This is a genomic window from Aquimarina atlantica, assembly GCF_000626715.1.
Classification (GTDB): Bacteria; Bacteroidota; Bacteroidia; order Flavobacteriales; family Flavobacteriaceae; genus Aquimarina; species Aquimarina atlantica.
The window spans coordinates 113,014-127,323 of the sequence record NZ_AQRA01000001.1; the positions used below are offsets into that span (position 1 = coordinate 113,014).

Annotated in this window: 13 protein-coding genes; 7 read left to right on the forward strand and 6 right to left on the reverse strand. The window is 32.7% G+C overall.

Annotated features, from left to right (window positions below; all coding sequences use genetic code 11):
- Nucleotides 1-25 precede the first annotated feature (25 nt).
- Nucleotides 26-691: a uracil-DNA glycosylase gene (locus tag ATO12_RS00510; protein WP_034237650.1), complete on the forward strand. Its 666-nt coding sequence runs from the start codon at nt 26-28 to the stop codon at nt 689-691.
- A gap of 6 nt (nt 692-697) precedes the next feature.
- Here the strand turns inward: ATO12_RS00510 and ATO12_RS00515 are convergent, their stop codons facing one another.
- From ATO12_RS00515 to ATO12_RS00540, 6 genes are all read right to left on the reverse strand, one after another.
- Complete coding sequence (locus tag ATO12_RS00515; RefSeq protein WP_034237652.1) at nt 698-880, reverse strand: hypothetical protein; 183 nt, start codon at nt 878-880, stop codon at nt 698-700.
- Nucleotides 881-1,181: 301 nt separating this feature from the next.
- Nucleotides 1,182-2,033 (reverse strand): substrate-binding domain-containing protein, encoded by an 852-nt coding sequence (locus tag ATO12_RS00520; RefSeq protein WP_034237654.1) that lies wholly within the window; start codon nt 2,031-2,033, stop codon nt 1,182-1,184.
- 381 nt (nt 2,034-2,414) lie between these two features.
- Nucleotides 2,415-3,293 (reverse strand): nucleoside phosphorylase, encoded by an 879-nt coding sequence (locus ATO12_RS00525; RefSeq protein ID WP_034237656.1) that lies wholly within the window; start codon nt 3,291-3,293, stop codon nt 2,415-2,417.
- 1 nt (nt 3,294) lies between these two features.
- On the reverse strand, nt 3,295-4,233 hold the full coding sequence (locus ATO12_RS00530; protein ID WP_034237659.1) for a DUF1835 domain-containing protein: 939 nt from the start codon (nt 4,231-4,233) through the stop codon (nt 3,295-3,297).
- 16 nt (nt 4,234-4,249) lie between these two features.
- Nucleotides 4,250-4,582, reverse strand: a complete 333-nt coding sequence (locus ATO12_RS00535) for a translation initiation factor (protein WP_034237661.1) — start codon at nt 4,580-4,582, stop codon at nt 4,250-4,252.
- Between the two features lie 7 nt (nt 4,583-4,589).
- Nucleotides 4,590-5,540: an isopenicillin N synthase family dioxygenase gene (locus ATO12_RS00540; protein WP_034237662.1), complete on the reverse strand. Its 951-nt coding sequence runs from the start codon at nt 5,538-5,540 to the stop codon at nt 4,590-4,592.
- A 256-nt stretch (nt 5,541-5,796) separates the two neighbouring features.
- Here ATO12_RS00540 and ATO12_RS00545 point away from each other — a divergent pair, with 256 nt between their 5' ends.
- The 6 genes from ATO12_RS00545 to ATO12_RS00570 all read left to right on the forward strand — a co-directional run bounded on the left by ATO12_RS00545 (nt 5,797) and on the right by ATO12_RS00570 (nt 14,309).
- Complete coding sequence (locus tag ATO12_RS00545) at nt 5,797-7,803, forward strand: alpha-ketoacid dehydrogenase subunit alpha/beta (RefSeq protein ID WP_034237665.1); 2,007 nt, start codon at nt 5,797-5,799, stop codon at nt 7,801-7,803.
- 324 nt (nt 7,804-8,127) lie between these two features.
- Nucleotides 8,128-9,126: an SDR family oxidoreductase gene (locus ATO12_RS00550; RefSeq protein ID WP_034237668.1), complete on the forward strand. Its 999-nt coding sequence runs from the start codon at nt 8,128-8,130 to the stop codon at nt 9,124-9,126.
- A 31-nt stretch (nt 9,127-9,157) separates the two neighbouring features.
- A complete protein-coding gene (locus tag ATO12_RS00555) occupies nt 9,158-10,441 on the forward strand; it encodes a nucleotide sugar dehydrogenase (RefSeq protein ID WP_034237671.1) in 1,284 nt (427 codons plus the stop codon).
- A gap of 51 nt (nt 10,442-10,492) precedes the next feature.
- On the forward strand, nt 10,493-12,034 hold the full coding sequence (locus ATO12_RS00560; protein ID WP_034237673.1) for an oligosaccharide flippase family protein: 1,542 nt from the start codon (nt 10,493-10,495) through the stop codon (nt 12,032-12,034).
- Between the two features lie 6 nt (nt 12,035-12,040).
- Complete coding sequence (locus ATO12_RS00565; RefSeq protein ID WP_034237675.1) at nt 12,041-13,324, forward strand: hypothetical protein; 1,284 nt, start codon at nt 12,041-12,043, stop codon at nt 13,322-13,324.
- A 13-nt stretch (nt 13,325-13,337) separates the two neighbouring features.
- The gene (locus ATO12_RS00570; protein WP_034237676.1) at nt 13,338-14,309 is read left to right on the forward strand and encodes a polysaccharide pyruvyl transferase family protein; all 972 of its coding nucleotides are present in this window, start codon (nt 13,338-13,340) and stop codon (nt 14,307-14,309) included.
- The last annotated feature ends 1 nt before the right edge of the window (nt 14,310 follow it).

Below are 14,310 nucleotides of genomic sequence, written 5' to 3' on the forward strand. Positions count from 1 at the left end.
ATTGCTATAATTTTTTGACATCTATATGAATGTAAATATTGAACCTTCTTGGAATCAGCAACTTAAAGAAGAATTTGACAAGCCGTATTTTGCTTCATTAGTAGGTTTTGTGAAAACAGAATATAAAAATAACACGTGTTATCCAAAAGGAAGTGACATATTTTCTGCTTTTGATCATTGTAGTTTTGATGATGTTAAAGTGGTTGTAATTGGTCAGGATCCTTATCACGGAGTCGGGCAAGCTAATGGTTTGTGTTTCTCTGTTAGTGATGGTATTGATATGCCACCATCATTGATAAATATTTTTAAGGAAATTGAAACAGACTTGAAACTGCCTTTTCCTTCAAATGGAAATTTAGAACGTTGGGCAAAACAAGGCGTTTTATTATTAAATGCTACACTCACTGTTAGAGCACATCAAGCTGGATCTCATCAAAACAAAGGATGGGAACAATTTACAGATGCAGTTATTCAAACGATATCCGATACAAAAAAGAATGTTGTTTTTTTACTGTGGGGTGGTTATGCTAAGAAAAAAGGAGCTAAGATAGACAGATCAAAACATCATGTTTTAACTAGTGGGCATCCTTCTCCATTAAGTGCTAATAGAGGATATTGGTTTGGAAATAAACACTTTAGTAAGACCAATTCATACTTGCTTGAAACGAATCAAACTGAAATAAATTGGTAAATATGCTTATGCCGCGTTAGGTATCTTAGAAGATTTCGACTTATCTGAAGATTGATCAGATACCGAATTAATCTGAACTTTTTGTGTTTTTGATTTCTTTTTGTCTGTATCAACAGATTGCATGCTTAATTTAAGCAGAACAAAATTGAAGACAATAAGGCTTGCGAGAATTATTAAAAAAGTTACCATAATAGATTTGTTAGTTAATTACTAGATGCAATGCACTCAAAAAGGTTGCGTATGCGCTAATAATTAGTTCATTTTATTGGGGGTAGGCTCGGCAAATGTACAAATTTTTTTATTTGTATAGACGCTTGCTATATAGATATTTAAGAATTAATTATTTGCTAAGAGTTTCCTCTGTACATTTTATATATTATATTTTTGACCTTAATTCTTTAAAATATCCTTTATGAAGTAACGTTTTGGATTAAGATATCCCTACCCTATATTTCAACTTTTTTTTAATTTAATAGGGTATATGCAGATCTTAGATGTCATAAATTAGTTTTTCGGGAGCTATTTTTTTGTTAATGATTTCTAAATTAAATAAGTAATCCTGAACCTCTACGAGTGTTTCTTTTTTGATAAGAGACTGACTCCATTCTGTATGTTGTAACCATTTCTGTATATCTTCTAATTGTTGATCATACCTATAAGCAAGAGTTCTATCTATACTCGGGATATGTTTAAAATCTGTAGTGGTGGTATTTATAATGTCTAGAATAGTCTTTATTTCTTCTTTTTTGGTATTGAGTATATCTTCTCTTACGGCTATAACAAAACAAGGCCAGGGAGTAGGGCAATCTATGACTCGTCTAAATACTCCATTATCGACCAATGGTTTTGTAGTAAAATGTTCCCACATAAAATAATCAGCTTTTCCATTGGTTAATGCTTCAACTGCCCCATCCAGGTTTTTTACAACTTCAAATTGTAAATGAGAGGTGTCCCATTTTTGGTTTTGAGCATTTACATAAGCCATCAAATGAGAACCAGATCCATATCTGCTAATAGCAGCTTTTGTATTTTGAAGCTCAGAAAGATTAGTGTATTTAGAATTGACGCTTACATGAATTCCCCATATAAGAGGTGTTTGGATATATGTTTGTACAATTTTACTGGGATTACCGGCGATGATATCTTTAACGATTCCTTCTGTAAGAATTATTGCCATGTCGATATCCTGGTTTCTTAAGGCCTCGCACATTGCTCCTGTACCACCAGGATATTCTGTCCACTCTAATTGTATATTGTTTTTTAGATAGCTTCCGTCTTCAATAGTTAAATGCCAGGGTAGATTGAAGTGCTCAGGAACACCACCTATTTTTATAGTTTGCATGCTATCTGAAATTAATAAATGTGTATTTCATCGATTATTTATGTTTTTTAACGATAAAAATAAATGATTTTTATATATTTGAACCATTACTATTTTAAAGATTATTTATATTTAAAAAGTTTTAACCCCAAATAAAAACAATATTGCTATGAAAAAGAATTTTTTAAAAAATAAAAATACATATGTAAAGGTTGCGAAGTTAAAAAATAATTCTCTAGAGAATGGTATCGTAGTCTTTATTGCAGTATTGTTGCTTACTAATTTATTAATTAGTCTTAAAGTATTATTTGGTTAATCTACTTAGAGATAATTAGTTATTAACCAAATAATGAAAAAAGAATGAGGACCTACTACTCATTCTTTTTTATTTTATATAACTATTTATAGGTGATAATCTACTATTTTGTCTAAAGTGTATTTGATAAGTTTCTTTACAGTTTCTTTTGGGTTTTGACTAAATTCTCCTGTAGTACGATTAGCTACAATAGCATTCATAGATACGGCTTTATGTCCAAGTAATTTTGCCAATCCGTATATGCCGGCAGTTTCCATTTCCAAATTAGTTATTTTTTTATCCTCATGTACAAAAGAGGCTATTTTTGTATTAAGTTCTTGATCCTGTAATGGTAACCTTAATACTCTTCCCTGAGGGCCATAAAAACCTACATTGGTCACTGTATGTCCTTTTTGAACAATACTACTTAACATATGCTCTCCTAATTGTTTATCGTATGCAACTGTATATGGCTTTGATTTATTTTGATCCAAATCTATATGTTTTGCCAAAGCTTCTGAAATTTCGGGTAATTGTACATGATTACTTTTATAGAAATGTAGAAGACTATCAAAACCAGTGGCAATTTCTGAAACCACAAAACTATCTATAGGAATATCTGGTTGTATAGATCCAGAGGTTCCTATACGAATAATATGTAATGTGGTGCGCTCTGTTTTGTTTTTACGAGTAGTAAGGTCAATATTTACTAAGGCATCTAGTTCATTACATACAATATCTATATTATCTGTACCAATACCTGTAGAAATTACAGTAATTCTGTGCCCTTTATAAATTCCTGTTTGCGTATGAAATTCTCGTTTACGAATGTTACATTCGATAGTTTCAAAATGTTGTGTTACCAGATCAACCCGATCTGGATCCCCAACAGTTATTATCGTCTGGGCAAGGTGTTCTGGTTTAAGATTTAGATGATAAATACTACCATCTTTATTAAGAATAAGTTCGGATTCGGCTATAGCCATATTATAATTTTAATAGTGCGTGAGTTTCATTGTTATACAGGTAATCGTATTTTTTTACCCCTCCATAATACCAATCTAATACTTGTGTGTTATAAAAGTTTTTTTTGTGTTGTAACGCTAGTTTTCCTCTTTCGGATAATAAAAGTCTATCTTTTGTTTGATCTAAAAACTGAAAGAGCCTTGCAAGCACACGTGTCATTTGCATGTCACCATATCCATAATATCCTTGATACTCCAGAGCATATCCCATAAGTTGCTTAATATTTTTAATATGGTAATTATCGACCATTTCCAGGATATTATGTTCTAAAATATTAAGTCCGGTTAGCATGTTAGGAAAACGCTGCAAATGTGCTCTTAGGCATATCGACATATATTCGAAAGAAGAATCTCTTTTAATCTGCCCTGCCATTTTCTGTGGTTTTGATTCGCAGTATAATGTCCAGATATGAGAAGCAAATTCAAGATCATCTATAGTTAATAAGATTTTGTTTTTGTAATGTTCTTTTAGTTGTTTTTCAGATAACTCACAAAGTCCAAATAGTTTTTTCTCATGCTCAATTCTACCACTACAAACCAGGTAAACAGGAATATCTTTAATTCCTTTACGAAGTAATAAGCTAATAGCGGCAATCATATTAACATGGCAGAATAAATCATATTCAAACCATAGTATGATTTCGGTATAGTTTGTAAGGTTATCTATTTTTTTGAGTTGCGAAACAAATTTTTCTTCATAATCAGAAGAACCGATTCTGTAGTATTTTTTCAGAAAAGATTCCCGAGTTTTGATAGCATCTTCTGTTTCTACTTCAATTTTGGTAGGCCCTTCGCAAAGCATTTCACGCCAGGTCATAAATTCTCCGGTAGCAAGATCTAACTCTTTCATTCTATTGGTTAGACTATCCCCATTAGTAATATGTAATGTGTTTTTCCCCAAAATAGTTATTGATTTATTATCCTCCTACACGTTTTACTTTAAATCCTTTTTCCTTAAGAATATCCATAATTTGATCTCTGTAATCACCTTGTATGATTATAGCATCATTTTTAAAACTCCCACCAACACTTAAGCGAGTTTTTAACTCTTTGGCGAGTTTTTTAAAATCTTCGTCAGCACCAGTATACCCCTCAAGTATAGTGATGGGTTTTCCTTTTCGTTTTTCGTATTTGCAAACTATAGGATCATCCTGCATCCATATTTGATCTTGATCATCTTGTACATTTTCTTCTGTCTCTTCTGGTTGATGATCAGGAAATAATTTTTTTAATTGATCTTGTAAATCCATACGGAGTTTATTTTTTTATTAATCCAATTTCTACAAGTCTTTGGTGTAAGAATTCTCCAGCAGTAATATCTTCATAGTGCTTAGGATTATCTTCTGTAATACATTTTTCTAAACAATTTAGCTTCATGTCACTTCTTGGATGCATAAAGAAAGGAATAGAATATCTTGGTTTTCCCCACTGATCCTTGGGAGGGTTTACTACGCGATGTATTGTAGATCGAAGTTTATTATTAGTATGTCGTTCTAACATATCTCCAACATTAATAACGAGTTCATCCTCTTCTGGGAGCGCATCAATCCATTGCCCATCTCTATGTTGCACTTGTAGTCCTCCTGTAGAAGCTCCCATTAACAATGTAATCAGGTTAATGTCTCCATGTGCTCCTGCTCTAACTGCACCTTTAGGTTCTTCTTTAATAGGAGGGTAGTGAATAGGGCGTAAGATACTATTACCATTACTTGCCCAATGATCAAAGTAATGTTCATCAAGACCTATATATATAGCTAATGCTCTAAGGACATAGATTCCTGTCTTTTCTAACATTTTATAAGCTTCCATTCCTGTGGTGTTAAAGTCTTTTAATTCTTCAACAATAACATTATCCGGGTATTCTTCAATTAAGTTAGCATCTGCATCTGGTTCTTGTCCAAAATGCCAAAACTCTTTTAGATCTCCTTCTTTTTTACCTTTGGCATGTTCTTTACCAAAAGAAGTATAGCCTCTTTGTCCGCCTAATCCTTCGATTTCATATTTTTCTTTGGTGGCTGTGGGTAATGCGAAAAAGTTTTTAATTTCCTTATATAAATCTTCTACAAGTTGGTCACTTAAAAAATGATTTTTCAATGCAACAAAGCCAATTTCTTCGTAAGCTTTTCCTATTTCGTTGACAAATTTTTGTTTTCGTGAAGGATCATTTGATAAAAAATCTGCCAAATCTACGCTTGGTATATTATTCATTAGTCTATTCATTTGTGTATTGAAGAACTAAAATAGGTGTATTTGACCGAAAATTCCTAATAGGACTTCAAATTTATTTATAGCTGCAAAATATCGGTCAAATTTGTTAATTATGGACGCTTAATCCTTAATTCATGGTAAATTTAACTAATTCATAGAATTGTTTAGGGTAAATTAACAACTACTTAATAATATTGTAATTGGGATGCGAGTTGTGAAGTAAAAATAAGTATTTTTACCTAACAAATTTACTGCTATGGAGCACATTTCAAAGGAAAAAATAGAACTACATTTTGACCGAAAAGAATACAAAGATGATCAGCTGATCTCACTATATCTCAAAATGCTTAAACCCAGGCTTATTGAAGAGAAAATGCTTGTATTGTTACGGCAAGGAAAAATATCTAAATGGTTTAGTGGTATAGGGCAAGAAGCAATATCTGTGGGGATAACGGCTGCTTTAGAAAACGAAGAATATATACTTCCGATGCATCGTAATTTGGGAGTATTTACAACAAGAGATATTCCTTTATATAGACTGTTTAGCCAATGGCAAGGAAAAGCAAATGGATTTACCAAAGGGCGTGATCGTTCTTTTCATTTCGGAACACAAGATTATAATATTGTAGGTATGATTTCTCACCTTGGACCACAAATGGGAATAGCTTGTGGGATTGCTATGGGAAATCTTTTAAAAAAGAATAACAAAGTTACTGCAGTGTTTACAGGAGAAGGAGGAACCAGTGAAGGAGATTTTCATGAAGCACTTAATGTAGCTTCGGTATGGAGTTTGCCCGTGATGTTCTGTATAGAAAATAATGGTTATGGATTATCGACCCCTACCAGTGAACAATATAATTGTGAACACCTTGCAGATCGTGGCTTGGGATATGGTATGGAGTCCCATATTATTGATGGGAATAATATATTAGAAGTATACGATAAAGTAAGCAAGTTAGCCAAAAGCATTAGGATCAATCCGCGACCGGTTTTATTAGAATTTAAAACTTTCAGAATGCGCGGGCATGAAGAAGCAAGTGGAACAAAGTATGTGCCTAAGGAGTTAATGGAGCACTGGAGTGCTAAAGATCCTATAAAAAACTATAAGAATTACCTGATAGATGAGGGAATAATTTCTGATGAAGATGATCGTGAAAAAAAATCCACTATAAAAAAGGAAATAGAATCTAATTGGGAGCGTGCAAATACCGAAGAAGCGATTGATGTTAATTTGGATAAAGAGTTAAATGATGTGTATACACCATTTGATTATAAGGAAATAAAACCTGGTACCGATACAAAAGAACAAAGGTTGATTGATGCTATTTCTGATGGTCTAAAAGAAAGCATGCATCGCTATGATAAGCTTGTGATTATGGGGCAGGATATCGCAGAATATGGAGGAGTTTTTAAAATTACCGAAGGCTTTTTGGATACATTCGGAAAAGAACGAGTACGCAATACTCCAATTTGTGAATCAGGAATTGTCTCTGCAGGGTATGGGCTGTCTATTAATGATTATAAGGCTGTTGTTGAAATGCAATTTGCTGATTTTGTGTCTTCTGGATTTAATCCAATCGTTAATCTGTTGGCAAAATCAAATTATAGATGGAGTCAGTCGGCAGATGTTGTGATTAGAATGCCTTGTGGAGCAGGTGTTGCAGCGGGGCCGTTTCATAGTCAGACTAATGAAGCGTGGTTTACCAAAACACCAGGGCTTAAAGTTGTCTATCCTGCATTTCCGTACGATGCAAAAGGTTTGTTGGCTACAGCAATAGAAGACCCTAATCCAGTGTTGTTTTTTGAACATAAAGCACTATATAGAAGTATCCGCCAAGAGGTTCCCGAAGGGTATTATAATTTACCATTAGGTAAAGCTTCTGTATTACAGGAAGGAAAAGATATTACTGTTATAAGTTATGGGGCAGGTGTGCATTGGGCATTAGAAGTATTAGAAAAGCATCCACAAATCAATGCGGATCTTGTCGACCTAAGATCATTGCAACCCCTGGATACAGATACGATATACCAATCTGTGAAAAAAACAGGTAAAGTTATTATTTTACAGGAAGATTCACTTTTTGGAGGTATAGCTTCGGATATTTCGGCATTAATTATGGAAAATTGCTTTACGTTTCTTGATGCACCCGTAAAACGAGTAGCAAGTTTACAGACTCCGATCCCATTTGATACGAATCTTGAAGCTCAATATTTAGGAAAAAACCGATTCGAAGAAGAATTGCTATTGCTATTAGAATTCTAGTTTTTATATAAGCTATTTTGGCAATAGATATTAGAAAGATATGGTATAGAATCTTAATATTTTACTTTTTTAAACCATTATAAAATTTTAGTTACTAAAATTTTATAATGGTTTTTATTTGTAAAGTGTTGTTTGTTAGTGATTTATGTGTTGTTTTTTTGTTGGTTAATGAATTTTAAGGTTAACAAAATATTATAAATTTTAAATAGGGGCAAAATCCCCTTTAACATATGTTGTATGTTCTATAAGTAAATCTTAATTTCGCGCTGAATATACAAAAGCATAGTCTTTTGGACTAAAATACAGGGGGTTAAAATATAATTCATGAACGCGAAACAACTAGAACATCTTCGTTCTTCAACAATACTGGTGACTGGTGCAGCAGGGTTTATAGGGTCTAATCTTTGCGAAGCGCTTTTAGAAATTGGAAGTACCGTAATAGGATTTGATAATTTTGCAACAGGACACCAAAAAAATATCGATCCGCTATTAAAGAACTCTAACTTTACTTTTATAGAAGCAGACATTAGAAATCTTGATGATTGCCATAAAGCATGTAGTGGGGTTGATTTTGTATTACATCAGGCTGCATTAGGTTCTGTACCAAGATCAATTAATGATCCTATTACAACTAACGATGTTAATGTTGGAGGATTTCTTAATATGCTGGTCGCCTCAAGGGATGCAGGGGTAAAACGTTTTATCTATGCTGCAAGCTCTTCGACATATGGTGATTCTGAAGCTTTACCCAAGGTAGAAGAAAAAATAGGGAAACCATTATCACCCTATGCTATAACCAAATATGTTAATGAATTGTATGCCGATAACTTTAAAAGAACATATGATTTAGATACAGTTGGGTTACGATATTTTAATGTATTTGGTCGTAAACAGGACCCTAATGGGGCATATGCTGCCGTTATTCCCAAATTTGTAATGCAGTTTATGAAATATGAATCCCCGGTAATTAACGGTGATGGCCTATTTTCTAGAGACTTTACCTATATTGATAATGTAATCCAAATGAACCTACTGGCAATAGTTTCTGATAATGAAGAAGCTATAAATAATGTTTATAATACAGCTTACGGAGAAAGAACAACGCTAAACGAACTAACGGTTTTGTTAAAAGAATATCTATCTGTATACGATAATGCTATCGCAGATGTAGATATTACGTATGGACCAGAACGTAAAGGCGATATACCACATTCTTTAGCTTCTGTAGATAAAGCAAAAACACTTTTGGGGTATGCTCCAGAATTTGATATCAAATCAGGACTAAAAGAAGCTGTGAAATGGTATTGGAAGCATCTAAAATAAACTCAAAAATTCTAGTAAATAAAGAATAATTATGCAAAATATTAAGATTGCCATCATTGGATTAGGATATGTAGGGTTACCGCTAGCCAGATTATTTGCAACTAAATATCCAGTAATAGGTTTTGATATCAATGAAAAAAGAATCAAAGAATTACGTTCGGGAACCGATTCTACTTTAGAAGTAGAAGACGACTTATTAAAATCAGTATTAAAAGATAATAGGGATTTGGATGAAAACGGACTCTACTGTTCTTCTGATATAGCAGATATAAAAGATTGCAATTATTACGTAATTACAGTTCCTACTCCTGTAGATAAAAATAACAGGCCAGATCTTACACCTTTGTATAAGTCTAGTGAAACTGTTGGCAAGGTCTTAAAAAAAGGAGATATTGTCATTTATGAATCTACAGTATACCCGGGAGTTACCGAAGAAGAATGTGTTCCTGTGCTAGAACAAATAAGTGGGTTAAAATTTAATGAAGACTTTTTTGCCGGATACTCGCCAGAGCGAATCAACCCTGGAGATAAAAAACACACCGTAGAGAAAATCCTGAAAGTTACTGCAGGATCTACTCCAGAAGTTGGGAAAAAAGTAGATGATTTATATGCTTCTATTATTACAGCAGGAACTCACCTTGCACCAACCATAAAAGTGGCGGAAGCAGCAAAAGTTATCGAAAATTCACAGAGAGATATTAACATCGCTTTTGTTAATGAGTTAGCTAAGATCTTTAACCTAATGGATATAGATACTAATGACGTATTAGAAGCTGCAGGAACCAAATGGAATTTTCTACCTTTTAAACCGGGACTGGTAGGTGGTCATTGTATTGGTGTTGATCCATATTACCTGGCTCAGCGTGCACAAGAATTTGGATATCATCCAGAAATTATCTTAGCAGGACGTAGATTAAATGATAGTATGGGGCAATATGTGTCATCAGAAGTGATTAAGCTTATGGTAAAACATGATATTCATATAAAAGGTGCTAAAGTATTGGTGCTTGGTGTGACATTTAAAGAAAATTGCCCCGATGTTCGTAACACAAGAGCAGTCGATGTTATTAGACAATTAAGCGATTTTGGAACCGAGGTTACTGTATATGATCCATGGGCAAATCCTGCAGAAGTAATGCATGAATATAACCTGGAAATAACAATCGATTTACCAAAAGAAAAATACGATGCAGTAGTATTAACAGTGGCTCATAAAGAATTTTTAGAAATAGATTTAAAATCTATGCTTTCACCAAATGGAGTTCTTTATGATGTTAAAGGAATACTGAAAGAAAAGGTTCACGGACGATTATAATAGAATAATCATACGGTAGTATAACAAAATAACAACTTAAGACCAATCATTTTGAGCCAATTAAAAAAAGGGGCATTACTAACTTATCTAAAGATTTTCCTTACTAATGTTATAGGTATTGTGATTACGCCTTTGATCGTTAGTTATTTGGGAAAAGATGAATATGGTATATTTAATGCAATTGGAGCATTAATAGGTACCATTGCTCTTTTGGATTTTGGACTTACTAATACCGTTGTTCGGTTTATAGCTAAATATAGAGCAGAAAAAGATAGAAAAGGAGAAGAAAATTTTTTAGCAACAATAGGAATATTATATTTTGTTATTTCTCTGCTCGTTATTATTTTCGGCATTATCTTCTATTTCTTTATAGACTCATATTTTACAAAGTTTAGCGTCGAAGAACTTAAAATAGCAAAATTAATGTTTGTTATTTTGATTTTTAATCTGGCTATTCAACTTCCGGGAATGATCTTTACAGGAATCTGTAAAGGATACGAAGCATTTGTATTTCCAGAATCTGTTAGTGTAATAAGGTATCTTCTAAGATCAGTGACCGTAGTAGCTGTACTTTTTTTAGGAGGTCGTGCTATATCGTTGGTCATAGTCGATTCGATATTTAATATTCTTACCATTTCGGTATCTGCCTATTACGTGATTAAAAAACTTAATGTAAGATTTAAATTACATAAGCTCTCTAAAGCATTTATTAAACAAATATTAAAATATTCTAGTTGGATTTTTGTGTTTTCTATTGTAGGAATGCTACAATGGAAATCTGGTAGCTGGGTGCTGGGGGCTATGAGTTTACCAAAGGTTTTGGGTGTTTATGGAATCGGAATTGCCCTGGGAACGTATTACGGTGCTTTTTCTACTGCAATATCCAGTGTTTTTTTACCCAGAGCAACGCAAATGACAGTAAGAAATGCAACAGGAGAAGAGTTAACCGATATGATGATTAAATTGGGTAGGTTGTCTTTTATTGTATTAATGTATGTATTAGGAGCTTTTATATTGTATGGAGAACAATTTATCAATTTATGGGTAGGAGGCGCAGAATTAGAAGCCGATGGTACATATAATACCCAAGAATGCAGAGAAATATACAGTATTGCATTAATCATTATGATAGGATATACATTACCATTACTGCAAGCATTTGGGAATTCTATTCTCGAAGCTAAGAATAAATTATCCTTTAAAGCAATCCTATATCTTGTGTTTATGATTCTGGGTACAATACTAGGAGGATTTCTCGCAGTAAAATATAGCGCGTTAGGGATGATCTCTGGATTGGTCGCAGGATGGTTGGTTGTGCAAAATGTGATGAATTTTTATTATCATAAAAAAATTGGGTTAAATATTTTTCGATTTTTTAGAGAATTATTGCATAAAACACTCATAGTGATACTAGTAGTGATGCTAATAGGGTATTTTATAAATTATATCCAGGGTAATGGATGGGGAAATTTTATACTAAAAGGAAGTGCGTATACTATCGTATTTGTAGTGATAATGTACTTTTTTGGCTTATTAAAATATGAGAAACAATTATTTACCAAACCTATTGCTTCACTATTAAAACGAAAATAAACTACAATGGAAAAAGTAAAACTTCATAATATATCCTATTCAGAAGAAGGAAAGAAAATCGTTTACGATTATGTTGCTGATGCTCAGGTTCAGAAGTTTTTTGTAGAAGATCAATCATTATATGTAAGCTATCAAATGGATGTAAGTGGTATTCCCGATAGTATTGCAGTAATCCCGTTTTTATCTAATATACTCCCTATTGCATGGTTTGCTGGATTTATTATTGAAGTAGATGAAGTAGATGAAGATTTTTTTCATGCCCAGGAAATAATAAAAGAAGAATTTGCAAAGAGAGATTCGTCATATACTCTTAATGGAAAACTAATTGCAGGAAAACTAGTAAAAAATAGTATCGAAGGAACTCAACCTGCAATGTTATTTAGTGGAGGAGTAGATGCATATGCAACCTATATAAGAATTTATGATAAAAAGCCAGATTTGGTAACTATTCATGGTGCAGATATTACTATTGACGACAAAACACAGTGGAATGATTTTACTAGTTTTATAGAAAGTGAAGCTTTATTAAATAACAACGATAAAGAATTTATAGAAACAAATCTACGTGACTTCTATACATACCAGGTAGAATTACTATTAAAAGATATAGGATGGTGGGGAAAAGTACAGCATGGTTTGGCACTTGTAGGATCTGTAGCTCCCATTTCTTTTATAAAAAAATATAATGCCATTTATATTGCATCTTCATATACAGATCATATTGATATTGATTGGGGGTCTACGCCAGAAATTGATCATAAAATTACATGGGGAGGTGGTATAAAAGTATTTCATGATGGATACGAACTTAAAAGGCAAGACAAAGTCGATTCGATAGCAGAGTTCGCTACTAAAACCAATGCTAAGTTTAAATTAAGAGTATGCTATTCTGAGTTAAGAACAGAGTTTAATTGCAGTAACTGTGAGAAATGCTTTAGAACAATCTTAGGTTTGATTTTAAATGGGAGAAATCCTAATGATTATGGTTTTAATGTAGATGAAAAAGTATATGACAAATTTTATACAGTATTAAAAATAGGTTCTGCCAGTAAAGGAGTTCAGTATTTCTGGTGGGAACTGATGGAAAAAGCAAAAAAAGTAGATGACTTTTATGTCTTTAATGATAAGGAAGAAGAAACAATACAAATCAATAAAATAAGAGAAGGCAAAATAGATGATCTCTTAGAACAGAAAATTAATAATCCCAATAAAATAAAACATAGGATCAAGTTTATTATACGAAATAAATTTCCCTGGTTAAGAAGATTGTATAAAAAAATAATGCACTAAAAAATATTGACTAATGAAATACGGACTACTTAAATATGATGAAAATAAGCGGTTTTTTAATGTTGGAGACAATATTCAGAGCCTTGCTGCGAAACAGTTTTTACCGCAAGTTGATGTTTTTTTAAATAGAGAAAAATTAGCTGACTACAAAGGAGATCCTGTTAAACTGGTAATGAATGGATGGTTCACTCATAATATTCATAATTGGGTTCCATCAGAAAATATAGATCCAGTATTTGTGTCTTTTCATATGAATAATACTGCAGCTCCACATATGTTGAGCGAAAAAGGAATTGCGTATTTAAAAAAACATGAACCTATTGGATGCAGAGATCAGTTTACTGCAGATACTTTAAAAGCAAAAGGGATAGATGCTCATTTTACAGGTTGTCTAACGCTAACTTTAGACTCATACAAAGTTGATGATTCAGAAAGAGATGATACCATTTATATTGTAGATCCTCTTTATAGCTATCCAAGACCCGAGAAAATATTCTATAATGCTAAAATTACTGTAAAAAATATCCTTAACGGTACTGCATTTCAATTAGGGAAAAAGAATAAACACTTAAAGAATTTTATTAGTGAAGAAGTACTGGCTTCTGCAGAATTTATTAATCAAGAACCTCCGTCTAATACATATTCTGATGAAGAGAAATTTAGTATGGCAGAAGAACTCTTACATAAATATGCTAAGGCAAAGCTAGTGATCACTTCAAGGATTCATTGTGCTTTACCTTGTCTTGCTATGGGGACTCCTGTAATCTTCGTTAATGGATTTGACAGTTTTGTAGATTCTTGTCGATTTGATGGTATTTTAGAACTATTTAATAGAATTGATATCGATAGTAAAACAGGTGAGTATACTGCAAACTTTCCTTTAGATGGTAAAATAGATAATACTACTTTGGTAAAGAATCTTGAAAAACATCATGATTTAGCCAATGCCTTAAAAGAAAAGGTAAGAAATCAGTTAAACAAATAAA